Here is a 25850-nt window from a genome sequence, read left to right on the forward strand (position 1 = left end):
TTAAGAAAGGTGTCCCCCCGGCAGGCCATCCCGTTAAAACACTTCCCGCACTTCCACGCCGGCGGGCAGGTCAGCGGTGTTCACGGTCACGGCGTAGTCGCCATACTTGCGGGGTGGGGTGGACGTGTCCTTGAGCGCCACGGTCACGCGCTCGAAGAGGGCCTGGGCCGGGGCCTTGCCCATCTTGCAGGCGTGTTTGAATACCACCAGCTTGCGGGCGGCCATCTCGCCGCGGGCGGCGGAACGGTCGTGGTCGAACATGTTGGCCAGGGCCTCGAAGAGCAGGTCCAGATCTTCCTGGGAAAAGCCGGTCTGCTGGGCCAGGGGGGCGGACACGAAGCCGTGGCAGCGGTACAGGCCATAGGGCACGATGGATTTGCGGCCCATGGTGCGGTTGTCGCCGGATTGCTTGTCGGCCTCGCCTTCAGTCTCCACGGCCATGCGGGTGATGGAGATATCCAGGGGCACCACTTCGCTGATGGACTGGGAGAAGGCCAGCTGCACCGGCCCGCGGACTTGGCCGCAGTTGTTTTGCTTGGTGGACATGACCGCGCCGAAGGTGCGGACATCGAAGAAATTGGCGCACATGAAGTCCCGGCCGAGCTTGATTTTTTCCTCCTCGTTCTTGGCCTTGCCTTCCACGGCCACGTACGCGTCGCCGCGCACGGTGGAGAGCACGGCCTTCTCCTTGACGTAAATGCGCCAGGGGCTTTGCTCTTCCTTGGTCATCTGGACATAGTTGCGGATTTTGCGCTTCAGGCACACGTCGGTGACGAGGCCGTGGCTGGTTTCGGGGTCCAGGCGGGGGAGGTTGCCGGCGTCGGGGTCGCCGTTGGGGTTGCCGTTGGTCACGTCGAAGAGGAAGACGAAGTCGTGGCGGTGTTCAATGGCGGGCATATGCTGTTCCTCGCGCTTAGGCGGTTTCTTCTTTCTTGGCGTAGAGGGCGTTGCGTTGCTGGTAGTAGCCCAGGGCAAAGCGGCCCTGGTCGTCCAGACCCAGATGGGCCGGGAACTCGTGGACGTCGTCCAGGATTTGGCCCAGGGCCTTGTCCAAACGCACGCCGTATTCCGCCTTGGCGATGTGATGCTGGGCCAGCCGGATGAGTCGGGGGAAGACGGCCCGCGGCGTGGCCGAGGCGGCGCCGTAGAAGCGGTCCTTGATGGTGGCGTTGACCTTGCCCAGGGCGTCCAGCTGGGCTTTTTCCAGCACGGCAAAGAGCCGACCCAGGCGATAGCCGATGTTGGTGGAATCTTCGTTCAGGGACACGGTGATCTCCTCCGATGTGTTGGCCAGACGGGCCTTGCGCACGAGCAGGCCCTTGATCATGGCGGCGCGCAGGTAGTTGATGTCGCCATCGGCGCGGATGCGGCCGATGAGGCGGCTGAGCAGACTGAAAGGATAGTTCCCGCCGCTGAAGATGGCCCGGGCCAGCTCGCCCCCCAGCAGGGGCGGGATGTTCTCGGCCTTGCGCAGGGGGGCGGCCTCCACCAGCAGGCGGAACATGCCGGGGAAGGCGGGGTCGCGCGGATGGCGCTTGTCGAGGGCAATATCCTGGAAGTGCTGCCCCAGGCGGGCGGTGATCTCGCCCACGGTGCTCACATGCCAGAACCGCACGGCCAGTCGGGCATTGTTCGGACTCAAGCCAAGAATATAAAAGGGAATGTTCGGCTCGTCCAAGTCGGCGTCCAGATCCCCGGCGGTCTTGCCGTCCCGGAAGGCCTCAAGCACCAGCCGCACGAGGTGCAGCAGGCCGGCATCCTGCGAGGGCGGGGTGCTGGTGGCATCGGGATCTTCCTCGTCCTGTTCCAGATCCCCGCCCAGGCCCCCGCCCATGGTGGCGCCGAACAGGGCAAGGGCCACGGGCGCGGGCCGGGCCGTCCAGTAGACTGTGGTGGCGTCGCCAATCTGAACGCGCTGTTTGTCGTCGCGCAGCAGGTGGTTCAGGGCCGTGGTGTAGGCAAAGGCCGCGTCCTCGCAGACCGGGGCGTTGTAGTTTTGCTCCTTGCCGTAGGAAGTGAAGGCGTTTTGATTGAAGGAGACGAGATACGCCCCCGAGGTCTGCGCGCCGCGCACGCCCTTGAGATTGGGGTGCAACGCGGCGATGGGGCCACGTTCCCCGCGTGCCAGACAAAAGCCGCTGACCCCGGCCTCCCGGGCGTGGCGATACCGCAGCCAGGCCTGCCGGGCCGCGGGGCGTTCATGCACGAACTGCTGCTCTCCATCCAGTTTGAAGACCACGTTCTTGCCGGCCAGATCCGCCCAGTCGGGCAGGGCGGCGGCGCGATCCGGGGTCCAGGCTGCCAGGAATTTCGAGACGGCCTGCAGTCCGACGTCGTCGCTGTCCCCGGTCACGGCCGCATGCAGGGCCTTGAAGGCGTTGAATTGTTCCGCCAGCTTGGCCGCTTTGCCTTTGCCCTCATCCGCACCCAGCACGTAGGCCGTCTTGTCGCACAGCACATAGGCCTTGACGCCGGAGGTCCGGGTGTCCTGCTCCGGCACCACCAGCTGACTGGCCACGACTTTCTTGCCGCTGCGCTGCTGGAGATTTTGCACGGTCACCAGTTCGCCTTCGGGATTGAGGACCAGGGCGTAATGCACCTTGGCGGTGGAGAAGCCGGCGCGGGGGATGTCGACTTCGGGATCCGCAAGCAATTGCCCATAAAGGGCGTCCAGCGATTGGATGATCATGCCACGGCCTCCTTGAGGGGGGGGACAACGATGCGCCCGTTGACCATGGTGGCCCGGAAAAAGCGCGGCTCCGGCTCCTGGGTGTTCTGGCTGTAGTCCAGGTCATGGAGCATCCAGCCCAGGTTTTGGGTGCCGGTCAGGGAGGGGTCGGGCTGGAGGGAAGGATTGTCCGGGGCGAAGAAGGCCGGGAATTCCCGGCAGCCCAGATAGGGCCGGTGGAAGCAGGCGCCGTCGCGCAGGCGGCGGTTGAAGATGTCCAGGTGCTTGCCGTCGTTGCGCTCTTGGGCCTTGGGCGTGAATTCGAAGTGCGCCTCCACCCGGTAGCGGACGTCGCGCAGGAGCAGGGTGGCGCGGGGCTGGCGGTCGTCCTCGATGAAGGTCTCCACCGTTTTTGTCTTGTCGCGCATGGCCGCGGTGATGGCTGTGAAGGGCAGTTTGTGCCCCAGCTCATTGCGGCGGACGGTTTCGAAGCGGATGGGATTCAGGACGGTGACCGCGTCCACCACCCAGCGGATTTCCGGCTTCCAGTAAATGGCCTCCAGCACGCCGCGGGCCGCGGAAGGGGTGATCGTGTCGTAACTGACCCGCTCCGCCTTCATCTCCGGCCGCGTAAAACAGGCGCGCTCTCCCCAGACAAGCATCGTGACGCCATACGGCATGGGCACCTCCTTGAGGCTCTGGCCAGGACGACGGTGCAGAGAGGATGATCTTTAAGTAATCGTTTCAACCCACGTCCTGGCCTTAATTGAAAATATAATTCATAACAACACGCAAAAGACTTAATCCGATTGACGATAGCAATGTACGGGGAGGAGGCCAGAGTGTCAATATGATATTTAATAATAGAAGAGGAAAACCAGTGTTCAACTGATGAGGTTTTCAGGTCGGCTATACGTCGGATCTGTGCAGTCCAAGCCGACGGTTTCGGAATACAGGTCCGGATTCTCCAGCACGGCCACGCCGCCCCCTGCCAGCCGGAGCGCGCCGGCCTTGGCCAGGTCCAGGAACTCCTGGTGGTGCACCTGCACGGTGTGCCGCTGCAGCTGGCGCAGGATGGGGCCGGGGAACTCGGCGAATTCCAGCCGATCCACAAGCGTCCGTGTCTCGGCATCCAGGGCCACCACCACGGGCTGCATGACGTCGTCCATCAGTCGGAATGCGTTGCTGACGGCTTTGAAGGGGAATTCGAGGTACGTCTTCTGGGACAGGCCGATCTGGAGCATGTTCATGATGCGGGGCTTGTCCAGCTGTTCAGCGCCCTTGACCCAGAAGAGGTGGCGGAAATACTGCTCCACCGCGGCCGGGGCAAAGGGGTCGTCACCGTGGTGGCGGAGGACTTCTTCGGTGATCTCTGCGCGTTGCCTGGCGTCTCCGTGTTTCGGGAGACCGGTCTCGGGGCGGAAGAGCACCACCAGCCCTGGCTCGGCGCTGCGGCCTTCCCGGTTGCAGCGGCCGGCGGCCTGGGCTGCGGAATCCAGGCCGCACAGCTCCCGGAAGACGATGGGCAGGTCAATATCCACCCCGCATTCAATCAGGGATGTGCTGACCACAAGGCAGGGCAGCCCGTCCCGCAGGCGGCTGCGGATTTCGTCCAGCGCCCGGCTGCGGTGGGCCGGGGTCATGGTGGCGCTCAGGTGCCGGCAACCCTCGCGATGCTGCAGCCGATGAAAAAGCTCCCGGGCCCGGCGGCGGGTGTTCACGACGAGCAGGGACTGCGGATGGGGCGCCAGCCGGGCTTCGAGGGCGTCGTCCGTCAGCACGCCGGCCCATTCCAGGCGTGTCCGGCGCAAGCCAGTGTGCAAGGAGTTAGGATCGCGGATAATCTCCCGGACGTTCCCGGCAGGCAGGCCGAAGCGGAAGTCCTCCCGTTTGAGCAGCGCGGGCTGCGTGGCCGTGCAGAGGACTATGGTTGCGCCGTAATGGCGGGTCAGTTCCTGCAGGGCTTCCAGGCAGGGGCGCAGCAGGGGCTGGGGCAGCATCTGGGCTTCGTCCAGGATGATCACGCTCCGGGCCAGGGCGTGGAGCTTGCGGCAACGCGAAGGCTGGTGCGCAAAGAGGGATTCGAAGAACTGCACCGCCGTGGTGGCGATGACGTGGGCGTCCCAGTTTTCCGCGGCCAGGCGGTGCCGCCGGGCCGCGGCGTAAGATGCCGGCGCAGCGCGTTGCCTGCCATTGCGTTGGTCAGACTCTTCGTCCTGGGGGGCGTCATCCTTATCCGCCTCGTCCAGTGCATAGGCGCTGTGGTGCTCCAGCACGGCGTCTTCCCGGCCGAGGAACTCCCGGAAGACGTCGGCATTTTGTTCAATGATGCTCGTGTACGGGATCACGTACACGATGCGGCGCAGGTCGTGGGCCAGGGCGTGGCGCAGGGCGAAAGCCATGGAAGAGAGGGTCTTGCCACCGCCTGTGGGCACGGTGAGGGTGAACAGCCCCGGCGGCAGTGCGGCCGCGGTCAGGCAGTCTTCCAGCACCTGGGCGCGCAGATTGTTGACCGGGCCGGGGTGCTCGCGTGCGGCCTGGGCGGCTTTTGCTTCCAGACGGGGAAAGAAGCGTTCGGCCAGTTCCGGCAACGCAGCCCAGCCGGCCCGGGCCTGATACTGCGCCGGGTTGAGGAAGCGTTCCGTGTCCAGAAAATCCGCATCCACCAAACAGGAATACAGCATGCGGATGAAAAAGGAGATGGCAAAGGGGGAGGGGGTATTGCCCAAAGGCCAGAAAGTGGGCTGCACGGGGTGTAGCCCCAGGCTTTCCGGCGGACAGCGATGCACGGTGCGCTTGAGACGGCTGCGAAGATCGACGTTGGGGGTGCCTTGCCCATCGGGCAGGCCGCCATGATGCCCGGCGATGCAGGCGGCCAGCATCTTGCCAAGATCCCCCCACTGCTCGGCGGCCCATTGCGCCCCGCAGGATGCATGATCCCCGCCGCGCCGGCGGCGCTCGGGGTTCTGGTCTCGCAAATACTCCTGAAATTCCGGGCTACATTTGCCAAGATCATGCAGCAAGCCAGCCGCTTCGCCCCACGACCCGGCACAAAAGGCCTCGGCAAACCCGCGGGCCAGGGCGGCGGTACGTTGCAGGTGCTCATCCAAGGGCTGCCAGTCGGCAGCAAGCGTACCAGCCTTTGAATGCGCAAGGTATTGAGGCATGGCGCCACCTGTTTTTGATGTGGTGATAAAAGATCACCAGCCGTTCAAAAAATGGCTACCATGTCAAATCTAGCCCCATCAAGGCCGCAATTGGAGGCTGAGCACATAATCAAAGGTGGAGCATTGCGAGATACCGTCTCTCTCTCTGCCCCCCTCGCACCAGCGGTGGTTCGCGGCCGCAGTGTGAGCTAGAGGGAGATTTGGCGCAGGCGGGATATGATGGGAGGGTCGTGGGGCCAAAGCCCCCCCAAAAAGGCTTGCGGAGTCTACGCCCCGACGCTTTTTGGAGATACTGTTCTGGGTACGTTTTAGGAGGATGTGGAGTGCCCTAGGGTTTTCTTGGACACCGAATATGACATACACGAGGTGCGTCCAGGAGGAGTCCGATGGAGAAGGGAACGAGCGCGCCCGGGCGGTTTCAGGCCAGGTGCAAGGCCGAGGCGGTACTTCGATTGCTGCGCGGCGGGGCCGTGCTCACGCCACGGCCGGCGAGCGACGTGGTCGAGGCCAGACGGTTCACGGCGAAAATCGGCGAGTTGTCCATGGATAACGAATTGTTGCGCGAGAAGATCGCCCGCATGGAGGCTGGCCGCCTTTTGGCCCGCAGGAGATCGAGGAAGCGAGCCGCGCCACCTCGCGCTGCACAGAAAAAAGTACGGTGTGGCGATGACTTGTCGCGTGTGGGACATGGCAATGCCCACGGTCTATTTCAGGCGCAACGCTCCGGCCCGCTCGCCATTCGGATCCCGAGCTGGTTTGGCACATCCGGACCACCCGCACAGAAAGTCCTTTCTTCGGTGAGGATGGTCCGGGCCATGTTGCGGGACAGGAAGCAGGCGTTGCCGTCTTTTTTCTGCCATTGGCGCAAACCCTTGGGAACGACTCGCGAGTGGCGCACCCGCTACTATTATGACAGCGCGATGGCTAATATGGTGGAACTGCCAACTCCAGCCCGCAACGAGATCGTCAGCACGCCTGTGCCTCCAGTTCCCAGGGCTGCAGGGCCATGGGCGTGTAGCCGGCCTGACGGGCGCGCAAGTCCAGGGGAAGCATGGCCAGCATGGCGATGGAGGCATTCGGAATATCGATCATGTCGGATGCATCCAGACAGAGCAGGTAGGCCTTGCAGACGTCGCAGGCGTCCACGCGGTCGCCGGGACGGGCTTCGTTGCGCAGGACAGTCAGCGTTGAAGGCTCCTCGTTGCCGCAGGCAGGGCAGCTGATGCGCTTGTATTTCCATTCCGTGGCGCAAGTGGCGCACCGCAGGTGGCGCGCGCCGCCGTGGGCGGTGATGAATTCGGCGTTGTCCACCGGCCGCAGCAGGCGGGAGAAATCGGGCCCCCCGCCGCAGATGGGGCAGGTGGCCTGCGTCCAGGGCAAGTGACGGATGAGGGATGCCAGATCCTGGGCCTGTCGCTCCAGCAACGGCTTGACCAGCTGCCAGGCGGCAAAGCGCAGCACCTCTGGCGACACGCCGGCCAGATGGATTTCTTGTTCGTCCAGGGCTGCGGTTTCCAGGTCGGCAAAGGGCAGGGTTCCGTCTTCGAGGCCTTGTTGCAGCGTGCCCAGCTCCTCAGTCAGTCCGGGATAGGCCTCGGTCATGGCCGGCAGCAGCCGCTGAGCGGCCAGAGGGAGCAGCGGGGCGAGGGCCTGAAATCCCGACTCGGCCAGCAGGCAGTTTCCCTGGCAGAAATGCGGCTCTTCCACCTGAAGCAAAGGTCCCTGCCAGCCGGGAAGCGCCTCCAGCAGCTCGGCCCGGGCGGCCAGCAGCGGAGCAACACTCTCGATCAGTCCTTTCAATTCCGGCAGTTCCCTGGAGAGTGTTGCCGCATCGGCCAGCAGACGGGCTGCGGAGGGGGAATCGTTCATGGATTTCATGGAGAGTGCTCCTGATTCGGGTGTGTGTGTCCGGACCGGACCTTGTGTAACGCTGGTGGCAGAATGCGCTAGCCGTGGAGGGTGCGGGCCAGGCCCTTCAAGGGATTGGCCCTGGCCAGGAACTGTTGACGCGAGAGCGGCCCGGCAGGTGCGTTCAGCTGGGCCACGGCATGGGTGTGGTAGCGTTTGGGATCATCCTCCACCAGGAAGATGACGGCCACATCGTCCGCATCCAACAACTTTGCGGCGGGGAATTCAGCCTTGATTTCGGCCAGACGGGCCTGGGCTATTTTGAGCATTTCCTCGCGTTCGCCAAACTGCATGGCCCCCATGGCGCAGCTTTTGACGCACATGGGCAGGCGGTTGGCCTGGACGCGGTCGATGCACATGTCGCACTTGGTGAGCAGGCCGGTTTTCTCGTTGAGCCGCGGAATGTCGTAAGGGCAGGACTCCCGCACGGCTTCCTGATCGGCCTTGTTGATTTCCTCGGTTTTTTCCGTGAAGATCACCGCGCCCGTGGCTTCGTCCTGGATGACGGCCCCTTCCACGCTCATGTCCGCCGTGTTTTTGCAGGGCGGGAAGACGCAGTGGCGGCACTGGTCCGGGAAGAAGTACCATTTGACCACGCCATCGAGCAGATGCTCGCTGAAGCGGACGAGTTTGTAGTTGTAGGGGTTCAGATCCGGCGGGTTCTGATGCGTGCCGGTCTGTTTGGTGGCCACGGGCGGATGATCCTTCCATTCCTTGCAGGCCACCTGGCAGCCGCGGCAGGCCGTGCAGCGGGTGGTATCGACGAGAAACGCCTTGGGCATTTCGATTCTCCCTGTAATCCTACAGTTCCGTCACCTTGTCGCACTTGCGCAGGTTCACCAGGCAGGCCTTGTATTCCGGAATGCTGGTATTGGGATCGCCCACGGAGGGGGTGAGGCGATTCACGGAGTCTCCGCATTTGGGCTTGGTCCAGCCGAAGGCAAAGGGCATGCCCACCAGATGCACCGTTTTGCCCTGCACCTGGAAGGGCCGGATGCGTACCGTGACCATGGCCACGGCCTGGACCTTGCCGCGCAGGCTTTCCACTTCCACCACGTCGCCGTTCTTGATGCCTTTTTCCTTGGCCAGCTCGTGGCTCATCTCCACGTACTGCTGGGGTTCGGCCTCCAGCAGGGCCGGGCCGTTGCGGGTTTCGGAGCCGGAGCACCAGTGTTCCGTGAGGCTGTACGTCGTCAGGACAATGGGGAAACGTGGATCGCCGGGTTGGGCCAGCTTGTCCATGTCGCTTTCCATCACCTTCATGCAGGGGTTGTTCATCTGCTTGGAGAGGGGGTTGCTCTTGACCGGGGTTTCAGCCGGCTCGTAGTGCGCCGGGAAGGGCCCATCCGCGCGGCCGGGGCCATAGAGCTGGGAGCGACCTTCGGTGGTCATGATGAAGGGATAGGTGCCTTTTTCCATGGCCATTGGCGGCGCGCCGCCGTCGGGGATGTCGCCCACCCACTTGCCGTCTTCCCAGGCGATGACCACGCGCTCGGGGTTGAAGGGCGTGCCGTTCTTGTCCACCGAGGCGCGGTTGTAGAGGATGCGCCGGTTCATGGGCCAGGCCCAGGCAAAACCGGGGTACAGGCCCAGCTTGGCCTGCATGGGTGTCTGGGTCAGGTCGCGACGCTTGGCCAGATTGCCGGAATCGGTGTAGCCGCCGCAGTACAGCCAGTTCAGGCTGACGGTGGAGCCATCATCTTGCAGGGTGGGGAAGCCGGGCACCTGCTGGCCCTTTTTGTATTCCTTGTCGCCGATCTTGACGTCGCGGGTGAACCAGCCGTTGGTCTTGCGGCAGACGAGATCCGCGTCGAAGGTTTCCTGGAAATCGGCCTTGACCACCGGATCCGGGAAAGTGCCGCCCTTGGCGTAGAGCTTCTTGACGCGGGTCATCATTTCCACGAACATCTCGCCCATGTTCCGGCTCATGCCCAGGGGCTCGGCGGCCTTGTAGTGCCACATGTGCCAGCGGCCGGAGTTGGAGACCGTGCCTTCCTTTTCCGCGCGATAGGCCGAGGGCAGGAGGAAGACTTCAGTCTTGATGGTCTTGGGATCCACGCCAGGGCGCTGCCAGTTGTCCGTGGTTTCGTTGTGGAACACCTCGCCGATGACCAGCCAGTCCAGCTTGTCCAGGGTCTTGCGGGCCTTGTGCACGTTGGGCATGCTTTGGGCCGGGTTGTGACCGAAGCACAGGCCGCCCTTGATCTGCCCCTTGTACATGCGATCGAAGATGAACAGGTGCGAGCAGTCCATGTCCGGATCGAGCTTGGGCACGTAGGAATAACAGAAGTCGTTTTCCTTGGTGGCGTGCTCGCCGTACCAGGCCTTGAGCAGGCTGACCATGTATTTGGGCCGGTTCTGCCACCAGTTGACGCTCTTGGGGTCCTTGGAGAGCGGAGTCTGGGATTTGATGAACTCGTCCAGGGTCTGGTAGTTGGCCGTGGGCACGTTGTAGTAGCCGGGCAGGTAGCCGTAGAGCAGGGCATGGTCCGTGGTGCCCTGCACGTTGGGTTCGCCGCGCAGGGCGTTGATGCCCCCGCCGGCAATGCCGATGTTGCCCAGCAGCAGCTGCACCATGGCCGAGAGGCGGATGTTCTGCACGCCCACGCTGTGCTGGGTCCAGCCCAGGGCATAGACCACGGTGCCGGCCTTGTCCGGCCTGCCCGTGGCCGTGAAGGCCTCGTACACGCGCAGGATGTCCTTGACCGATACGCCGGTGATGCTGGAAACCTGCTCGGGGGTGTAACCTTTGTAGTGTTCCTTCAGCAGGTTGAGCACGCAGCGGGGGTGCTTGAGGGTCGGATCCTTTTTGGGAAGACCGGCCTCGTCCTTTTCAAAGGCCCAGGCGCTCTTGTCGTACTTTTTCTTCTTGGGGTCGAAGCCGGAGAAGATGCCATCCGTGAAGGAGAACTTCTCGCCGACGATGAATGCGGCGTTGGTGTACTCCATCATGTACTCTTAGAAGTGGGTGCGCATTTCTGGACAGCTCTGTAAGGTGGAGTCCACCGACGAGGAGACGGTTAGGCTATCCCCACCCCCCCAAGGCTTTGGGCCTCATGGTTTATGCCCCCTGAAGTTGCCATGTTCACGACCAGGAGATCAACCTGTCGTGAGCACCCCGGACTTCAATTCCACCCCAAGCTGTGGCATCCTCACCGTTGAGGAGGTCGCCCAGTTCCTGCGCAAGAGCCCTTCATGGGTCTATCGGCATTGGCAGGAGCTTGGCGGTGCGAAGCTCGGAGGCTCACTCTTTTTCCCGTCAAGAGAGGAGCTGTATGAGCGCTTATTTGGACAAGGCGAAGGGATGGAGATACGACTTCCAGTTCAAGGGCAAACGCTTCAGCGCAGCGGGCTTCAAGACCAAAACCGAGGCTCGACGCGCCGAAGCCCGAAGAAGAGAGGAGGTGGAAGAACAGCTGGCCCTCCTGCAGGAAGCGCAGGAAACAGGGATGCTGCCGCAGATGCAGTCCCAGGCGATGCCGCAGACGCCGCTGGTGACTCAAGCCACGTCACAGACCGGCATGGACTTCTTGGAGCTGGCAAACAGACGACTTGACCATGTGCAGGCGTACAACTCTGCGCGCCATTATGCAGAATTGCGTTACATGGCGGGAAGATGGGTTGCAGTGTGGGGGGACCTCAGCATTACCCGAATCACACCGGAGATGCTTCAAGACTTTGTGCTCGAAAGAGTGAAGGTCTCGCCACACGTTGCCAACAAGGAGATCAGGTACCTGCGAGCGCTCTTCAACTTCGCCGTCAAGTGGAAGTGGCTGCGGGAAAATCCGGCCAACGAATTGACCTTTTTCCCGGTGGAGAAACGCCTCAAACGAGTTCCGACTCCGGATGACATTGACAAGGTCATCGCAGCTGCGGACCAGGACACACAGGATTATCTCTGGACCTTGCGGGAAACCCTGGCGCGGGTCAGCGAAGTCAACCGTCTGACCTGGGATGACATCGACCTGGAAGGCCGCTTCGTGGTGCTTTACACCAGGAAGAAGAAGGGAGGGCACTTGACGCCGCGCAAGGTGCCCATGCCCCAACGGCTCTTTGACATCCTGTCCCGCCGCCACGCCAGTCGAGATCAGTCCAAGCCTTGGGTGTTCTGGCACGAGTACACCAGCAGCAAGACCGGGGAGCGCAAGGCGGGGCCGTATCAGGACCGCAAGAAGTTCATGAAAACGCTGTGCGAGAAGGCCGGGGTGGAATACTTCCGCTTCCACGCATTGCGGCATTCCGGGGCATCGGTGCTGGACAGCCTGAACGTCCCCATTGGGTCAATCCAGCGCATCCTGGGGCATGAGAACCGCACGACCACGGAAATCTACCTGCATGGCATTGGGGATGGGGAAAGACAGGCCATGGAAGTGTTCGAACAGGCACGCGGGGGAAAAGTCCCACACTCGGTCCCACACCAAGAAGAAAGGGGTCAGAGACATAGTCTCTAACCCCTTGAAATTCTGGTGCGCCCGAGAGGATTCGAACCTCTGACCTACGGATTCGTAGTCCGATTTCAGACAATTTTTGAGTATACCTGGGCATACTTGTGCAATAAATTTCAATTGGTTGCATGTGGTCACTCTCCCTGGGCATCCCTTGACCCGGAAAAATTCCGGGACTATTCCGGGACCATGTCGCGAAACTGGTGCAAAGCAAATTTTCCGGGGGTGCGCTATCGTGAGCACGACTCCCGCAAGCACAACGGTCGGCCGGACCGCTATTTCTGCATTCGGTATTCGGCCAATTACAAGGACTACGAAGAGGGTGTCGGCTGGGCCTCGGAAGGCTGGAACGCCGAGAAGGTTTACAAGCTCCTCTCCAAGATCAGGGAAGGCATCAAAACCGGGGACGGGCCGAAAAGCCTCGCCCAGATGCGGGCCGAGTCCGAGGCCCGCAAGGAGGCAGAAGAAAGAGCCGCTTTGCTGGCCGAGTGCAAGGGCATCACTCTGGCCGAATTCCTGCGCAATCACTACCTGCCCGAGGCCAAGCGGACGAAGCGTACTTGGACCGATGACAAAAGCCGCATTGAGAAGCACATCCTCGGCCAGTTGGGAGTGTATCCCCTTACAGCCATCAACCGGCAGCACGTCCGCTCCTTTCTTGAGTACCTGCGCGAGCAGGGGCTCGCCGAAGCCACCGTCCTGCAATACTTCGCCATCCTGCGCCGGGCTTACAACCTCGCACGCCTGACCATCGCCGATGGCGCGCCCCTGTTCGAGGGCATGAGCCCGGTGGAGGGCGTGCCCATCCCCAAGCCGAAGAACGCCCGCGAACGTTTTCTTTCCTACGCCGAGGCGGACCAACTCGTTGAGGCGGCCAGGGATTCCGGCCATGAGGACTTGCACGCGGCCATCGTCATTGCCCTGAACACCGGCATGCGCCTGGGAGAGATCCTCCGCCTGGAATGGGTGGACGTGAATCTTGAGCACGGCATCGTCACCATCCGGGAAGAGCAGAGTCGCAAGCCGGGGGGCAAGGTTTTCATGAACGCCGATGCGGAAGCGGTTTTCAGGGATCGCTACGAAGCCGCCCAAGCCGCTTGCGAGGAATCGAACGGCAAGGTTCCTGGCAACCGCCTGGTCCTTGCGCCTCCCAAGGGAGGCAGGGAGCGGAGTTCCCTGTGTCATCGGTTTTCCGACCTGGTCGAAACCCTCGGCTACAACGAGCACGTGGAGGATCCCCGCCACAAGGTCGTCTTCCATACCCTCCGCCACACCTTCGCCTCGTGGCTGGCCCTGGCCGGGACGGACATCTACCGCATCAAGTCGCTGATGCGGCACAAGACCATCACCATGACCATGCGCTATGCACACCTCATCCCCGACGCCACGCGCTCCGCGGTGAACAACCTGCGGCCGGCGAGGGCCAAGTCTACAGTGTCTTGAGATTTGCAAGGCGCACCACGCCGTACCGTTCGACGATCCACTTGACCAGTGACTCCGTGCGATAAGCCACGGAACGCCCCACCCGATAGGCCACCTCCGGCCCCTCGCCCGCGGCATCAGCGTTGGAGAGGGTCTGCGGCGCGATGATGCCGCCCAGGAATTTCCCGACTTCCTTGCGGGCGATGATGGGCGGCAAATTATTTGTCAGCGTATGGATGAACTCCAGCTCCTCTGCGGAAAATTCATGCTGGCACTGCATTGGCCGCCTCAGTGGTTGTTATAATTACGCTGTGATGTTGATCTGTTAGTGAATTCTTGACCTGGCCGTGAAAGAACACACCATCAGAATTTCGTGTTTTATTCTTATAAAACTTAATAAGATTCAATAAGAATTTCTTTGGATACAAGGACAGTGAAAGCCCGCCAGGGGCGGGCTTGTTGCTGGTTATTTCTGGGTCAGGGAGCGCAGAATGGCGATGAAGGCCTTGAGCGCCTGATGCGACGCAAGCGCCAGGGCGCACAGTCCTTTGTAGGGCATGGGCAAGGGGTCTCCCTTTCTGCCACCCTCTGGGTGGCACGCCTGGCAGAGTTGATACCCCATGGACACCACCTTTTCCGCCTGCAATTCGAATTCCTTCAACTGCTCGTCCAACATGCTGGACTCCTAAAGGATTCGGGTCGGCGCACAGCGTCTCAGTCATGGCGGCAGTCCTTTATGAAGCCTGTAATCGGGCGTTTTCCTTGGCCAAGGACAGCAGAAACGCCAGGTCCTCGCCAAGGGCTTCGGCCATGCGATGAGCGTCGGAGATAAGAACGCCTTGCGGCTTGCCCGTGTTTGTCGCTCTGGTTCGAATGGCTGCCCACTTGCCTGCGGCCGACTGGGGGTGTGTTTCGGGCCAGACCTTTTTTGCGAACTCGCCCTTGCCCCAACCCCGCGCATCTGCTCGCTGGTCTACAAGTTCCACAAAGGATCGTTCCAGCATCTCTGCAAAATCTCCCATGATCGCACCCCGCTTCCCGGTTACGTAAGAAATTTCGACGGTAATTAAAGTAAATTTCTTCTTGTGTAAAGCAATAGCGTTCAGTAGCTTTCGGATTGTGCGTGGGTCACTGGCAATGTTGTGCGCCAGCAGCCTAGAATGAATGGAGAATTTTTATTTCTGCCGCAGGGCGATCCGCCAGGCGAACCGGTGTTGAGGTGTACTCGATATGCAAGGAGCAAGCACATGACAGTGAAGCGGACGCGAATCCATCGCAATGTGGGGCGAATCGAATTCATTGCCTGCCGCAAGATCATCCTGACCATGAAAGAGCGGGGATACGATGCAAAGAAGATCCATGCCAGACTGCGCAAGCAAGGACGCATCACCATGTCCTACTCCACCATGTGCTATCACCTCGCCCGGCATCTGGAACGCGAGGCACAGGAAAAGGCGGAGGCAATGGCCCAGCACAATCTGGCTAACGCCACGGCGGCCATGTCGCTGCTTGCGCCGCGACAACGGGGCTTCGGCGTGAACAAGACGCCGCAAGCAGGGGAGATGATCTGATGGCTGCCATCCACTTCATCCTCCAGGGCAAGGGCGGCGTGGGCAAATCGCTGACTGCCTCGCTGCTGGCCCAGTACCTGCGCCACAAGGGGCTGAACGTCAGTTGCTTTGACACCGATCCTATCAACGCTACCCTGGCTGGCTATACGGAACTCGGGGCCGAAGCGGTTGACATCATGGACGGCTCAGATATCGACCCGCGCCGCTTTGACTCGCTCATGGACCGGCTGCTCAACTTGCCCGACGACGCCCACGCGGTGGTCGACAACGGCGCTTCCTCCTTCGTGCCCCTTGGGTCGTATCTGTTGGAGACCCAGGGCATTGCCGTGCTCGGCGAGCAGGGGCACGACGTGATGCTCCATACTGTGGTCACCGGCGGCCAGGCCATCCTCGAAACCCTGGCCGGGATGCAGTCCTTGGCCTTGCACTTCCCGGACATTCCTGTTGCCGTCTGGCTGAATCGCTACTTTGGAGACATCGTCCTGGACAGCAAGGAATTCTGGGATTTCAAGATCTTCGCTGAATGCGCCGCGAGCATACATGCCGTGGTGGAACTGCCGCACCGCAAACAGTCGCTGTTCGGGCGGGATCTGGAAGAGCTCTTCGCCAGGCGGCAGACCTTCGCCTCGGCCATCGCCTCTGACCTGCCCATCATGACGCGGCAACGGCTCAAGACCTTCTGGCGCGACACCGTGGCTGTGCTGGATGAAGCCAGGCTGTGCTGAGGCGGTCATGGGCAACGGCAATCAGGACAGCACAAAGCCGGGCCTGCCCGAGGGGGTGGGCCTGCCCGAAGGCGTGGGAATGGCATTGCAGGATGCGCGGTCGCTCCTGGAGGCGCAGCATGGTTCCAGGGTCAGCGCGGATGATCCCGTGCTCATGCTGGTGACGCTGCACAACGCCTTTCTCAAGGACTACGAACAGTTGTTAGCCAGGCACCATCAGGCCCTGACGGGACTTTTTGCCGACAAGGGCGCGGCGTACCTGGCCGAGGTAGGACGGGCTTCGGACGTCATCGGCAAGGAACTCTCCGCAGCTTCGGTGAAGAGCATCCGCGAGACGTTTCAGGCGCATGGCCAGGCCCTGCAGCGATTCCGGCGCGACATTACCTGGCTGACGGCCATCGTCATGACGGCGGCCTTTGTCAACGTGGCTGCCCTGGCCTGGCTGGGGGCGCGGTGATGCAGCGGTTGCGGGCGAGTTTGGAACACAATTTCGGTCCCGTGATCATGGCCGCCCTGGGCGATCCCGAGGTGGTCGAGGTCATGGTCAATCCGGACCAAAGCCTCTGGGTCGAACGTCTGGGCCGCGGCATGGAGCAGGCTGGGACCTTCCCTCAGGCCCAGAGTCGGCTGATCATCTCCCTGGTGGCCAGCGCCCTGGACACCACGGCCACGCCGGAGCGACCCATCGTCGAGGGCGAGCTGCCGCCGCTGTCCGCCGGGGGCGGCAGTCGGTTCGAAGGGCTCCTGCCGCCGGTGGTGGCCGGGCCAACCTTCGCCATCCGCAAGCGGGCCTCGCGGGTCTTCAGCCTCGACGAGTACGTCGCGGCAGGCATTATGGACGCCACTATGAAGGATGTGTTGGCCGAGGCCGTTGAGCAGCGCCGCAATATTCTCGTGGCCGGTGGCACGGGCTCGGGCAAGACGACCTTCGTCAACGCCCTGATCCAGGCCATGGCCGAGCGCTGCCCCGAGGACCGGCTCATCCTCATCGAAGACACAGCCGAGCTGCAGGCCGCCAGCGACAATCACGTCTTCCTGCGGACTTCGGACCATGTGGACATGCGCAGACTGGTCAAGGCCGCCATGCGTTTGCGGCCCACGCGGATCCTGGTCGGCGAGGTCCGTGACGGCGCCGCCCTCGATCTCCTCAAGGCCTGGAACACCGGCCACCCCGGCGGGGTGGCCACGGTGCACGCCAACAGCGCGGCTGGCGGCCTGCTACGCCTGGAGCAGCTCATGGCCGAAGCCTCACCCGCGCCCCTGCAAATGTTGATCGCCGAGGCAGTGAATCTCGTCGTCTTCCTGGAGCGGACCCCGCTGGCTCCTGGCCGCCGCGTGCGCGAAATCGCGCGCGTGAATCGGTATGACCCCAACACGCTAACCTATCTGACGGAGATGCTTGAATGAAACGGACGCTGTTTCTGGTGCTGTGCATGCTCGCCGTACCTGCCGTGGCCTGGGCCTCTGGTGGCATCGACGAATTCTCGGACCCGCTGGAAAAGGTGGTCAATACCGTGACCGGCCCCGCGGGCAAGTGGGTCAGCATCGTGGCCATGGCCCTGTGCGGCATCCTCTACATTTTCAACAAGGACGACCTCACGGGCGGCTTCAAGCTGCTGCTGGGCGTGGTCTTCGGGATCTCCTTCATCGCCTTCGCCAGCAGCATCGTCAACTCGGTCTTCTCCTTCTCGGGTGCGGTGATCTGATGCAAACGCCGCGCACTCTCCCGGTGCACCAGTCCCTGCACCGCCACCAGCACGTCATGGGCGCGGAACGCGAACTGGTGCTCACCGCCGCCCTGGTCGCCATCCTGGTGGGCGTGGGTGGGTTGAGCCTGCTCTCGGGCGTCACGGCCCTGGCCTTCTGGCTGGTCGCCGTGGCTCTCCTGCGCCGCATGGCCAAGGCAGACCCGATCATGAGCCGAGTCTATCTCCGGCACGTTCGGCAGCAAGAATACTACCCGGTCCGTACCGGGATTTGGAGACGCTGATGCTGCGGTTGCGCGACTACCGGTCCCATGCCAAGGGCCTGCCGGACCTGCTGCCCTATGCGGCCCTTGTCGCGCCGGGGGTGGTGCTCTGCAAGGACGGCAGCCTGCTGGCGGCCTGGGAGTTCCGGGGGCAGGACACGGCCTCCAGCACGCCCGACGAGCTGGCCTTCGTCTCGGCCCAGGTCAACGCCGCGGTCAAGATCCTGGGCACGGGCTGGATGCTCCACGTGGACGCTCTGCGCACGCGGGAGCGGGCCTACTCCCGACCGGAGGAAAGCCATTTTCCGGACCCGGTGACGCAAATGATCGACGCGGAACGCCGGGCCTTCTTCAAGGGTGACGTCTGCCATAGCACGCGCACGGTGTTCACGGTCTGCTGGAAGCCCAGCCTTGTCGAAGGGAAACTGGCTCGAGTCGCGACGTCCGGACAGGCGGAGCGCAATCACCTGGAAAAGAGCCTGGAGTCCTTCGGCCACTCCCTGCGGGCCATCGAAGACGCCCTGGCCGCGGTGCTGCGCCTCGAACGCCTGACGGAATACGAGCAGGAAGGGGCGACCTTCTCGGCGCTGCTTTCCCACGTGCAGCACTGTCTGACCGGGGAGGAGCAGCCCGTGCGCGTCCCGGCCACGCCCATGTACCTGGATGCGCTCCTCGGCGGTGAGGAACTCTTCGGCGGCCTCGCGCCCCGGCTGGGCAACCGGCACCTCGCCGTGCTGGGCATTGACGGCCTGCCCCAGGAGAGCTGGCCGGGGATGCTCGCGGCCCTGGATTCCCTGCCGCTGCCCTATCGATTTTCCACGCGGTTCCTGTGCCTGGATCAGCTGGACGCCACGCGCGAAATCGCTGTTTACCGCAAGGCCTGGCAGCAGCAGGTCTTTCGGTTCTTTGACCAGTTTTTCAACAATCCCAATGCCCGTGCCAACGTCGACGCCGCGCGTATGGCCGAGGATGCCGACGAGGCCCAGTTGGAAGTCCAGGGCGGCTTCGTCGGGGCCGGCTTCCTGACCTCCACCATCATCCTGATGCACGAGGAGGCCGAGACCCTCCAGGACTGGGCGCGGGAGCTGCGCCGGGCTGTGCAGGTGCTGGGTTTCGGCTGCCGGCTGGAGACCATCAACGCCCTGGAGGCCTGGCTGGGCTCGCATCCGGGCAACAGCTTCGCCAACCTGCGCCGGCCCCTGGTCAACACCCTGAACCTGGCCGACATGCTGCCTCTGGCCTCCACCTGGACCGGCGACGAGCACTGCCCGTGCCCCTTTTACCCGCCGGCCTCGCCGCCGCTCATGGTCTGCACCACGGATGGGGCGACCCCTTTTCGCTTCCACCTCCATCATGGCGACATCGGCCACACTCTCATTTTCGGGCCAACGGGCTCGGGCAAGTCCACGCTCCTGGCCCTCCTGGCCGCCCAGTTCCGGCGCTACCGGGATGCGACCATTGTGGCCTTTGATAAGGGCATGAGCCTGTACCCGCTTTGCCTGGCGGCGGGTGGAAGTCATTACCGCATCGGGGCCGACGCCCTGGCCTTCGCGCCCCTGCAGCACATCGACGATGCTTCCAGTGAACAGGCCTGGGCCGAAGAGTGGGTCGCCACCCTGGCCGAGCTGCAGGGTCTGGCCGTGCTGCCCGGCCACCGGGTGGCCATCCGCACGGCCATGGACGCCCTGCGCGCCAACCCGCGCCGCATGCGGTCCCTATCGGATATCTACCACGTGATTCAGGATGCAGAGCTGCGTCAGGCGCTGAAGCACTACACCGCCGCCGGAGCCATGGGCCATCTGTTGGACGCCAGCGAAGATGATCTAACCGTGGCCGATTTCATGGTCTTCGAGGTCGAGGAACTGATGCAGCTGGGCGACAGGAACCTCATCCCGGTCCTGACATACCTATTCCACCGCGTCGAACGCGCGCTCCACGGCCAACCGGCCCTGCTGCTGCTGGACGAGGCCTGGATCATGCTCGGGCATCCCGTGTTCCGGGAGAAGCTGCGCGAGTGGCTCAAGGTCATGCGCAAGGCCAACTGCGCCGTGGTCCTGGCCACGCAGAGCCTGTCCGACGCCGCCCGCTCCGGCATCCTGGACGTGCTCGTCGAGTCCTGCCCCACGAAGATCTTCTTGCCCAACGTCACCGCCCGCCAGGACGGCCAGCGCGAGTTGTACACCGGCATGGGCCTCAATGCCCGCCAGCTGGACATCATCGCCTCGGCCACGCCCAAGCGCGACTACTACATGACCACCCCGGCCGGCCGCCGGTTGATCCAGCTCGCGCTGGGTAAAAAGGCCCTGGCCTTCGTCGGGGCCTCGGACAAGGTCAGCCTGGCCCGCATACGGGAACTTCACACGGCGCATGGTTCGAATTGGACACACTTCTGGCTGAAGGAACGTGGAATATGACCAGGAAACGCATCGCTTCGCTTGCAATGGCCGTCTTGCTCACCTGCACCCATGGCGCAATGCCCTGCAACGCGCAATGGTTCGTCACCTGTGTCAACTGCAGCGACCAGTTAACCCAAGGCTTGATGCACGCGACCAACCTCGAACAGCTCGCAGAGATGGTTGCCATCTATGAGGAAAACGTCCAGCAGACCATCCAGCAAATCGAGCTCGTTGCCAATGCCGTCAAGCAATACGAGAACATGGTCAAGAATACCATTAAGCTGCCGGCCCAGATGATCAACAGCGTCGTCGGGCCGTTCAAGGACCTCGCCGACACCGTCCTTGGACTGCACGGCATGATCGGCGATGTCGCCGCCATCGGCGACCTGGTCGAACAGATCTATGGCAACCCCGACTTCCTGAAAGGCGTCGCCTCCGCCGGCCGCATGAGCCAGCCCCAGAAGAACAGCGAATACCACGCCAAGGTCGCCGAATGGTCCGCCCAGATCGAGACCGGCTGCGAGTCGGTGTTCAAGCTCACCGGCGAACAGCTCAAGCGCTTGACCGAAGACGGCGACGCCTTCAACGATCACATTCAGGAACTGCTCTCTACCCCGGAAGGCCACATGGAAGCCCTCGAGGCTGCCAACGCCTTGGCGTCCCTGTCCCTGGACGAGGCCCGCCAGCTGCGCGCCGTGATCACCAGCTCGGCCCAGCTCACCGCCGAAATCCAGATGAAAAAGGAACGCGCCGAGCAGTTCTCCGCGGAAATGATGCAGGAGTTCTGCCGCACGGACAAGCTCGAGGGTGTCAGCGGCAAGCACGCCACCCCGGACCCGTTCTGAGATGCGGGCCGCCCTCCTTCTCATATTGATGCTCGCGATTCCAGTCGCGGCGCATGCCCAGGCCCCCTCGCCGGACGCCATCTCCCAGATCGCCCAGGTCTTCTATGACAGGTCCTCGGCCTGGGGCTCGGCCCTGCAGGGTGCGGCCTTCACGCTCTTCCGCTGGACGCTGCTGCTTGAGGTCGCGCTGTTCGGCATCCGGATGGCCCTGCAACGCTCGCAGGTGGCGGACATCCTCGGGCAGTTCGTCATGGTCCTGCTTTTCGCCGGCTTCATCGCCGCGGTTATCACGAACTACCAGGAATGGGCCTGGAATCTCGTCAACGGTCTGGCCGGCTTGGCCGATTCGTTGGGTGCATCGCGCGAGGCCGTGGAGGCCCCCTTCAAGACCGGCCTGGCGCTCATGAAGACCATTCTCGACAAGATAGAGCCCCTGGAGATTGGGCAGGCCTTGGGATTCGTCGTCGCGGCGCTTATCGTGCTCGTCTGCTTCACGCTGATGACCGCCCAGATTCTGCTCATCAAGGCCGAGGCCATGATCGCCATGAATGCGGCCATCATCCTGCTTGGGCTTGGAGGCAGCGCCATCTTCAAGGAATATGCAGTCAACGTCATGCGCTATGTCCTCTCCGTGGCTTTCAAACTCTTTGTGTTGCAGCTCGTCCTGGGCATGAGCATGAGCTTCATCACCGATCTGGAGCTCGCCGAAGCCACGCTGCAGGACGTCTTCGTCGTGGTCGGCGTGGCCATTGTCTTCCTGGCCCTGGTCTGGACCATCCCGGACATCTGCGCCGGGATCATCAACGGTTCCAACACCTCTTCGGGCCAGGCCCTGAAAATGGCCGGAGCCGCCGTGGCCGGGGCGGCCATCGGAGCTGTTTCCGGCGGTGCGGCTACCGCCGCCGGCATGGCCATGGCCGGCCGTGCCGTGCGCAAGGCCTCGCAAGTGGCCGACGCGGAAGGCGCGTCCGGTTTCGCCAGGTTCGGGCACATGGCCAAGTCCCTGTACGCCGCCTCGGAGCAGGCCAGGGCAGAGCACCCCGGCGCGAGCCATGCCCGGCGAATTCACAGCAAACTCAACTCCCAGCTCCAACAGCGAAAAATGGACGCAGCCATGCAGCAGCAAATCCACCCGCAGACGCATAACGGTGAGGGCAATGACGAACCATCCTGACAATCCCTATTGCAATGGCCGACAGGAGTGGCTGGAGCGTTACGGCGACTACATCCAGCGGGCGGCTCATTGGCGGCTGATGGCCCTGGGCTGTTTGGGGCTGGCGGCCATTGCCGTCGCGGCCAACGTCTTCATGGCCCGGCAGTACAAGGTCGTGCCCTATGTGGTGGAGGTGGACCGCCTGGGCAAGGCCTCGGCCATGGCCCGCGCCGATCTGGCCTCCCCCGTGCCCGAGCGCATGATCCAGGCCGAGCTGTCGGAATTCGTGGCCAACTGGCGCACTGTGACGGCTGATCTCGACCTCCAGCAGCGCATGGTTGGCCGGCTGGCCTTCTTCACCGCGGGCAGCGCCAAGGGCCAGCTGCGCCAGTGGTTCGAAGCCCACAACCCCTACGACCGCGCCCGCCAGGGCAAGCTCGTCCAGGTGGCGGTCAAGGGCCTGCCCCTGCCGGTCAGCAAGGATTCCTGGCGCGTGGAATGGGTGGAAACCGTCCGCAACCATGCCGGCGCGCTCATGGACGAGCCCCAGGCCTGGGAAGCGACCTTCGCCATTCAGGTCCAGCCGCCCGAGACGGATGAACAAATCCTGCGCAACCCCGGCGGCATCTACGTCACCGGCCTGTCGTTCTCCAAGATATTCAAATGAGGTATCCATCTGCCATGACACGACATCCGCTTCTCGCAGGCCTCCTGGTGCTGACGTTGGCGACCCCTGCCTTCGCCCAACCTGAGGGGGGCCGGGGGGAATCATTCCCCCCGGAAACATCCGAGGCTCTGGCGCCCACGCAGTTGCCCTCCCTCATCAGTGATACACGCATCCCCTTGTCTCCGAAGGAGAAAAAGGCACTATCTCTCGTCCATTCCCACGCTGCCCAGGGACCGGCACCGTTCCAGGACGGCAGCGGCAGACTCGTCTTCGTGCACGGGGCCAGCGTGCCGACCATCGTCACCGCACCCCTGCATGTCTGCGATGTGGAATTGCAGCCCGGCGAGGCCCTGCACGAGGTGGTGGTGGGCGATTCTGCCCGCTGGCTCATGGACGTGGCCAAGGCTGGTACAGGCGACAACGCCACGGTGCATCTGCTGGTCAAGCCCGTGGACGCCGGCCTGGAGACCTCCGCCGTGGTGACCACCAGTCGCCGGGTCTACCATTTGCGGCTGGTCTCCCAGCGCCAGGAGGACGGCGGCTTCATGCCCTATGTCGGCTTCGCGTACCGCGATGACCACATCCGGCGCTTCGCCGAGCAGCAGGCCCGCGAGGAGAAGCAGCGCCATTGGCAGACCACGCCGGCCGGTGCTGACCTGGGCGCGCTTAATTTCGGGTATGTCGTCAAGGGCAAGGCCTCCTGGAAGCCGGCCCAGGTCTACGACGACGGCCGCCAGACCTTCATCCGCCTGCCCGAGGCCGTGGCCTCGGCGGGCATCCCGGTGCTGCTGGTGCGCGAGGCCGACGCCGATGTGCTGGTGAACTACCGCGTCAAGGACCGGACCATCATCATGGACGGCGTCTTCCCACGCGTGGTCCTGGTCTCCGGCGTGGGCAGTCAGCAGAAAAAGGTCGAGATTCGCCGGGAGGACAGCTGATGCGGGCCGCACTTCTTCTCATGCTGATTGTGCTGTCCGGCTGCGCAGCCAGACAACACGGCTCCTTTGCCGGCGACGGCCTTGCTCCCGAGCAGGCCCGATTGGTGGCCCGGGATGCGGCGGACCGGCTGGCCGCGGCCTATCCGCCCGGCCGGACTGCGTTGCAGGTGCCGGCAACTCCCGGCGTCTTCGGGCAGGTCCTGGATCAGGAGCTGCGGGCCAAGGGCTTTGCCCTGGAGCCCGGCGGTCTGGCCCTGGCCTTCGTCCTGGACGCCCTGCGCGACGAGCCCGGCATCTGGTACCTGCAGCTCTCGGCGGCGGATGGCTTCGCCTTTTCCAGGACGTACATGCTTGGGGCGCAAACAGGGCAGGGGCAGCCCCTTGGTGGCGTGGCCCAGACCGGCGTGACGCATACCGGTGCGCCGGCTGCCTCGCCGGCCCATCAAGCAGCAGGACAATAGGCGACCGCCATGCAACCCGACGACAACCCGAACCATCTTGCCCCGCAAACCGGCGCGGGGCAGGGGCAGATCGCCCTGCGCAAGGCCCCCTTGGCCGTGGTCCTGGTGGTGGGCCTGGGCCTTCTCGGGGTCCTGGCCTATTCCATTCACAAGGAATCGAGCCGGACGGCCGCACCTGCTGCGCCCATTAAGGCCGAGCCCGAGAAGCCCTTCCTGCCCCCGGCCGCCGGGTCGGGTCTGGTCGCGCCAAAGAAGCCCGAGCCGGCCAGGGCAACTCCGGACGCAAACCAGACCACGCCGCAGCCACTGATCACGGTGGTGCCCGTGCAAACAGACAAGCGCGCCGAGGCCCTGCGCCGCGAGCAGGACCAGCTCCGCCAGCAGCGCCGCAAGCTCCAACAAACCGCCCTGGCCTCGCCCCTCAAGGCCATCAAGGGCAAGGAGGCGGATCCGGCGGCCGACGCCAAGCCCCAGGAACGTCCGCAGCGGGTGGCCGCCCAGGCTGGCCAACTGGGAGGGACTGGATTGACTGGTCAGACAGGACAAATGCTCAAAACGGGTCAAGAACATGATGAGTTTCAGGCCGACAGCGGCAAGGAAGCCTTCCTGCGTCGCAACGCGGCCGACGACTGGTCCCTGGGCCATGCCCGCACCCCCGGCGCGGCCCTGGAGCTCAAGACCGGTGGCGTCATCCCGGCCCTGCTGCTCACGGGCATCAACTCCGAGCTCCCCGGCGTGCTTATCGCCCAGGTGGGGCAGAACGTCTTCGACACGGCCAGCGGCCGCCACCTGCTCATTCCCCAGGGCGCGAAGCTCTACGGTGTGTATGACTCGCGCGTTGTCTACGGCCAGTCGCGGGTATTGGTGGCCTGGAACCGGATCATCTTCCCCGACGGCTCGGCCCTGACGCTTGGCTCTAAAGAAGGCGCCATGCCCGGCGCGGACACGGCCGGCTACGCCGGTTTCACTGATCAGGTGGAAACGCATTTCTGGCGGACCTTCGGCACGGCCGCCCTCATGTCCCTGGTGTCCGGGGCCTCGTCGTACGCGCTGGAGCAGTTCGGGGCCGGCGGCGACTCGGACAACCCCTCCATGCAGGACCAGCTGGGCACGGCCCTGGCCAGCCAGCTGGGCCAGACCACCGCGAAACTCCTGGAGAAAAACCTCAGCGTCAAGCCGACGCTGCAGATCCGCCCCGGCTACCGCTTCAACATCGTGGTCACGAAGGACCTTGTTTTTGAGGAGCCTTATGCGCCGTGGCAGTAGCCTTGAATTCCAGGTAGTCGGCCACGGAATCGGCCATGGCCTGCCGCAGCTCCTGCAGGGTCTGGCCCTGGAAGGTCACGACGTCCTGGGGCAAGACGAGTTCGCCATGGTAAATGTCGGCCTCAGGATCGAATTCGTAGCGGCCTTCGAAACCGTCGCAGTGCATGCGTTCCATAAGATTGCTCCCTGGCCGGCAGGGTACCGCGTCCACGGCCTGCGTCAAGGCCCGAGGTGGCAGAGTGTGGGGCC

Annotated in this window: 26 protein-coding genes and 1 pseudogene; 15 read left to right on the plus strand and 12 right to left on the minus strand. The window is 63.4% G+C overall.

From position 1 onward, the window contains the following. Positions 1–33: 33 nt before the first annotated feature. The 8 genes and pseudogenes from cas7c to fdnG all read right to left on the minus strand — a co-directional run. Complete coding sequence (cas7c, locus tag ACYQ00_RS17915; protein ID WP_460033456.1) at positions 34–897, minus strand: type I-C CRISPR-associated protein Cas7/Csd2; 864 nt, start codon at positions 895–897, stop codon at positions 34–36. Positions 898–913: 16 nt separating this feature from the next. Continuing rightward, positions 914–2689: a type I-C CRISPR-associated protein Cas8c/Csd1 gene (gene cas8c / locus ACYQ00_RS17920; RefSeq protein WP_460033457.1), complete on the minus strand. Its 1776-nt coding sequence runs from the start codon at positions 2687–2689 to the stop codon at positions 914–916. After that, complete coding sequence (gene cas5c / locus ACYQ00_RS17925) at positions 2686–3348, minus strand: type I-C CRISPR-associated protein Cas5c (protein ID WP_460033458.1); 663 nt, start codon at positions 3346–3348, stop codon at positions 2686–2688. The genes cas8c and cas5c overlap by 4 nt, the downstream gene beginning before the upstream one ends. Before the next feature lie 204 nt (positions 3349–3552). Continuing rightward, a complete protein-coding gene (locus tag ACYQ00_RS17930; RefSeq protein ID WP_460033459.1) occupies positions 3553–5835 on the minus strand; it encodes a CRISPR-associated endonuclease Cas3'' in 2283 nt (760 codons plus the stop codon). 418 nt (positions 5836–6253) lie between these two features. Further along, the gene (locus ACYQ00_RS17935; RefSeq protein WP_460033460.1) at positions 6254–6379 is read right to left on the minus strand and encodes a hypothetical protein; all 126 of its coding nucleotides are present in this window, start codon (positions 6377–6379) and stop codon (positions 6254–6256) included. A 422-nt stretch (positions 6380–6801) separates the two neighbouring features. Beyond that, the gene (locus ACYQ00_RS17940) at positions 6802–7713 is read right to left on the minus strand and encodes a formate dehydrogenase accessory protein FdhE (RefSeq protein ID WP_460033461.1); all 912 of its coding nucleotides are present in this window, start codon (positions 7711–7713) and stop codon (positions 6802–6804) included. A 68-nt stretch (positions 7714–7781) separates the two neighbouring features. Beyond that, positions 7782–8525 carry a 4Fe-4S dicluster domain-containing protein gene (locus tag ACYQ00_RS17945; protein ID WP_460033462.1) on the minus strand — a complete coding sequence of 248 codons (744 nt, stop codon included), beginning with the start codon at positions 8523–8525 and terminating at the stop codon, positions 7782–7784. A 19-nt stretch (positions 8526–8544) separates the two neighbouring features. Beyond that, positions 8545–10701 (minus strand): annotated as a pseudogene (gene fdnG / locus ACYQ00_RS17950) (formate dehydrogenase-N subunit alpha); the annotation flags it as partial. 317 nt (positions 10702–11018) lie between these two features. On the opposite strand from fdnG, the gene ACYQ00_RS17955 reads away from it, so the two are divergent. After that, a complete protein-coding gene (locus ACYQ00_RS17955) occupies positions 11019–12194 on the plus strand; it encodes a tyrosine-type recombinase/integrase (RefSeq protein ID WP_460033463.1) in 1176 nt (391 codons plus the stop codon). Positions 12195–12413: 219 nt separating this feature from the next. Further along, positions 12414–13631, plus strand: coding sequence for a tyrosine-type recombinase/integrase (locus tag ACYQ00_RS17960; protein WP_460033464.1), 1218 nt, complete (start codon positions 12414–12416; stop codon positions 13629–13631). Here ACYQ00_RS17960 and ACYQ00_RS17965 read toward each other — a convergent pair. The 3 genes from ACYQ00_RS17965 to ACYQ00_RS17975 form a co-directional block, all read right to left on the minus strand. Next, positions 13618–13890 carry a hypothetical protein gene (locus ACYQ00_RS17965; protein WP_460033465.1) on the minus strand — a complete coding sequence of 91 codons (273 nt, stop codon included), beginning with the start codon at positions 13888–13890 and terminating at the stop codon, positions 13618–13620. The genes ACYQ00_RS17960 and ACYQ00_RS17965 overlap by 14 nt on opposite strands. Before the next feature lie 186 nt (positions 13891–14076). Continuing rightward, entirely contained in the window at positions 14077–14286 is a 210-nt protein-coding gene (locus ACYQ00_RS17970; protein ID WP_460033466.1) for a hypothetical protein, read from the minus strand. A gap of 58 nt (positions 14287–14344) precedes the next feature. After that, positions 14345–14632 (minus strand): immunity protein, encoded by a 288-nt coding sequence (locus ACYQ00_RS17975; RefSeq protein WP_460033467.1) that lies wholly within the window; start codon positions 14630–14632, stop codon positions 14345–14347. A gap of 225 nt (positions 14633–14857) precedes the next feature. Between ACYQ00_RS17975 and ACYQ00_RS17980 the strand changes: the two genes are divergently transcribed. The 13 genes from ACYQ00_RS17980 to ACYQ00_RS18040 all read left to right on the plus strand — a co-directional run bounded on the left by ACYQ00_RS17980 (position 14858) and on the right by ACYQ00_RS18040 (position 25601). Then, positions 14858–15181, plus strand: a complete 324-nt coding sequence (locus ACYQ00_RS17980) for a TraK family protein (protein WP_460033468.1) — start codon at positions 14858–14860, stop codon at positions 15179–15181. Beyond that, complete coding sequence (locus tag ACYQ00_RS17985) at positions 15181–15906, plus strand: nucleotide-binding protein (RefSeq protein WP_460033469.1); 726 nt, start codon at positions 15181–15183, stop codon at positions 15904–15906. The genes ACYQ00_RS17980 and ACYQ00_RS17985 overlap by 1 nt, the downstream gene beginning before the upstream one ends. A 7-nt stretch (positions 15907–15913) precedes the next feature. Beyond that, positions 15914–16363 carry a hypothetical protein gene (locus tag ACYQ00_RS17990; RefSeq protein WP_460033470.1) on the plus strand — a complete coding sequence of 150 codons (450 nt, stop codon included), beginning with the start codon at positions 15914–15916 and terminating at the stop codon, positions 16361–16363. Then, positions 16363–17313: a P-type conjugative transfer ATPase TrbB gene (gene trbB / locus ACYQ00_RS17995; protein WP_460033471.1), complete on the plus strand. Its 951-nt coding sequence runs from the start codon at positions 16363–16365 to the stop codon at positions 17311–17313. The genes ACYQ00_RS17990 and trbB overlap by 1 nt, the downstream gene beginning before the upstream one ends. Beyond that, entirely contained in the window at positions 17310–17612 is a 303-nt protein-coding gene (locus ACYQ00_RS18000; protein ID WP_460033472.1) for a TrbC/VirB2 family type IV secretion system protein, read from the plus strand. Before trbB ends, ACYQ00_RS18000 begins: the two co-directional genes overlap by 4 nt. Beyond that, complete coding sequence (gene trbD / locus ACYQ00_RS18005; RefSeq protein ID WP_460033473.1) at positions 17612–17896, plus strand: conjugal transfer protein TrbD; 285 nt, start codon at positions 17612–17614, stop codon at positions 17894–17896. Before ACYQ00_RS18000 ends, trbD begins: the two co-directional genes overlap by 1 nt. Beyond that, entirely contained in the window at positions 17896–20289 is a 2394-nt protein-coding gene (locus tag ACYQ00_RS18010) for a VirB4 family type IV secretion/conjugal transfer ATPase (RefSeq protein WP_460033474.1), read from the plus strand. Before trbD ends, ACYQ00_RS18010 begins: the two co-directional genes overlap by 1 nt. Beyond that, positions 20286–21116: a P-type conjugative transfer protein TrbJ gene (gene trbJ / locus ACYQ00_RS18015; RefSeq protein WP_460033475.1), complete on the plus strand. Its 831-nt coding sequence runs from the start codon at positions 20286–20288 to the stop codon at positions 21114–21116. Before ACYQ00_RS18010 ends, trbJ begins: the two co-directional genes overlap by 4 nt. 28 nt (positions 21117–21144) lie before the next feature. Then, on the plus strand, positions 21145–22290 hold the full coding sequence (gene trbL / locus ACYQ00_RS18020) for a P-type conjugative transfer protein TrbL (RefSeq protein ID WP_460033476.1): 1146 nt from the start codon (positions 21145–21147) through the stop codon (positions 22288–22290). Beyond that, positions 22274–22936, plus strand: coding sequence for a VirB8/TrbF family protein (locus ACYQ00_RS18025; RefSeq protein WP_460033477.1), 663 nt, complete (start codon positions 22274–22276; stop codon positions 22934–22936). Before trbL ends, ACYQ00_RS18025 begins: the two co-directional genes overlap by 17 nt. A 176-nt stretch (positions 22937–23112) precedes the next feature. Next, a complete protein-coding gene (gene trbG, locus ACYQ00_RS18030) occupies positions 23113–23874 on the plus strand; it encodes a P-type conjugative transfer protein TrbG (protein ID WP_460033478.1) in 762 nt (253 codons plus the stop codon). Continuing rightward, a complete protein-coding gene (locus ACYQ00_RS18035; RefSeq protein WP_460033479.1) occupies positions 23874–24335 on the plus strand; it encodes a hypothetical protein in 462 nt (153 codons plus the stop codon). Before trbG ends, ACYQ00_RS18035 begins: the two co-directional genes overlap by 1 nt. A 9-nt stretch (positions 24336–24344) precedes the next feature. Beyond that, positions 24345–25601 (plus strand): TrbI/VirB10 family protein, encoded by a 1257-nt coding sequence (locus ACYQ00_RS18040; RefSeq protein WP_460033480.1) that lies wholly within the window; start codon positions 24345–24347, stop codon positions 25599–25601. On the opposite strand, the gene ACYQ00_RS18045 is transcribed toward ACYQ00_RS18040, so the two are convergent. After that, positions 25555–25776, minus strand: a complete 222-nt coding sequence (locus ACYQ00_RS18045; protein ID WP_460033481.1) for a hypothetical protein — start codon at positions 25774–25776, stop codon at positions 25555–25557. The genes ACYQ00_RS18040 and ACYQ00_RS18045 overlap by 47 nt on opposite strands. Positions 25777–25850 lie beyond the last annotated feature (74 nt).

Source organism: Megalodesulfovibrio paquesii (assembly GCF_054653055.1).

Bases quoted from the DNA above. Each gene is read 5' to 3' on its own strand.
- ACYQ00_RS17940 (WP_460033461.1), bottom strand. From the start codon at position 7,713: ATGAAATCCATGAACGATTCCCCCTCCGCAGCCCGTCTGCTGGCCGAT.
- ACYQ00_RS17955 (WP_460033463.1), top strand. From the start codon at position 11,019: ATGAGCGCTTATTTGGACAAGGCGAAGGGATGGAGATACGACTTCCAG.
- ACYQ00_RS18025 (WP_460033477.1), top strand. From the start codon at position 22,274: ATGACGAACCATCCTGACAATCCCTATTGCAATGGCCGACAGGAGTGG.
- cas8c (WP_460033457.1), bottom strand. From the start codon at position 2,689: ATGATCATCCAATCGCTGGACGCCCTTTATGGGCAATTGCTTGCGGAT.
- ACYQ00_RS17945 (WP_460033462.1), bottom strand. From the start codon at position 8,525: ATGCCCAAGGCGTTTCTCGTCGATACCACCCGCTGCACGGCCTGCCGC.
- ACYQ00_RS17935 (WP_460033460.1), bottom strand. From the start codon at position 6,379: ATGGACAACTCGCCGATTTTCGCCGTGAACCGTCTGGCCTCGACCACG.
- ACYQ00_RS17985 (WP_460033469.1), top strand. From the start codon at position 15,181: ATGGCTGCCATCCACTTCATCCTCCAGGGCAAGGGCGGCGTGGGCAAA.
- ACYQ00_RS17975 (WP_460033467.1), bottom strand. From the start codon at position 14,632: ATGGGAGATTTTGCAGAGATGCTGGAACGATCCTTTGTGGAACTTGTA.
- ACYQ00_RS18040 (WP_460033480.1), top strand. From the start codon at position 24,345: ATGCAACCCGACGACAACCCGAACCATCTTGCCCCGCAAACCGGCGCG.
- cas7c (WP_460033456.1), bottom strand. From the start codon at position 897: ATGCCCGCCATTGAACACCGCCACGACTTCGTCTTCCTCTTCGACGTG.
- ACYQ00_RS17930 (WP_460033459.1), bottom strand. From the start codon at position 5,835: ATGCCTCAATACCTTGCGCATTCAAAGGCTGGTACGCTTGCTGCCGAC.
- ACYQ00_RS17980 (WP_460033468.1), top strand. From the start codon at position 14,858: ATGACAGTGAAGCGGACGCGAATCCATCGCAATGTGGGGCGAATCGAA.
- ACYQ00_RS18045 (WP_460033481.1), bottom strand. From the start codon at position 25,776: ATGGAACGCATGCACTGCGACGGTTTCGAAGGCCGCTACGAATTCGAT.
- trbL (WP_460033476.1), top strand. From the start codon at position 21,145: ATGCTCGCGATTCCAGTCGCGGCGCATGCCCAGGCCCCCTCGCCGGAC.
- trbJ (WP_460033475.1), top strand. From the start codon at position 20,286: ATGACCAGGAAACGCATCGCTTCGCTTGCAATGGCCGTCTTGCTCACC.
- ACYQ00_RS17965 (WP_460033465.1), bottom strand. From the start codon at position 13,890: ATGCAGTGCCAGCATGAATTTTCCGCAGAGGAGCTGGAGTTCATCCAT.
- ACYQ00_RS18035 (WP_460033479.1), top strand. From the start codon at position 23,874: ATGCGGGCCGCACTTCTTCTCATGCTGATTGTGCTGTCCGGCTGCGCA.
- trbD (WP_460033473.1), top strand. From the start codon at position 17,612: ATGCAAACGCCGCGCACTCTCCCGGTGCACCAGTCCCTGCACCGCCAC.
- ACYQ00_RS18000 (WP_460033472.1), top strand. From the start codon at position 17,310: ATGAAACGGACGCTGTTTCTGGTGCTGTGCATGCTCGCCGTACCTGCC.
- ACYQ00_RS17970 (WP_460033466.1), bottom strand. From the start codon at position 14,286: ATGTTGGACGAGCAGTTGAAGGAATTCGAATTGCAGGCGGAAAAGGTG.
- cas5c (WP_460033458.1), bottom strand. From the start codon at position 3,348: ATGCCGTATGGCGTCACGATGCTTGTCTGGGGAGAGCGCGCCTGTTTT.
- ACYQ00_RS17990 (WP_460033470.1), top strand. From the start codon at position 15,914: ATGGGCAACGGCAATCAGGACAGCACAAAGCCGGGCCTGCCCGAGGGG.
- ACYQ00_RS18010 (WP_460033474.1), top strand. From the start codon at position 17,896: ATGCTGCGGTTGCGCGACTACCGGTCCCATGCCAAGGGCCTGCCGGAC.
- trbB (WP_460033471.1), top strand. From the start codon at position 16,363: ATGCAGCGGTTGCGGGCGAGTTTGGAACACAATTTCGGTCCCGTGATC.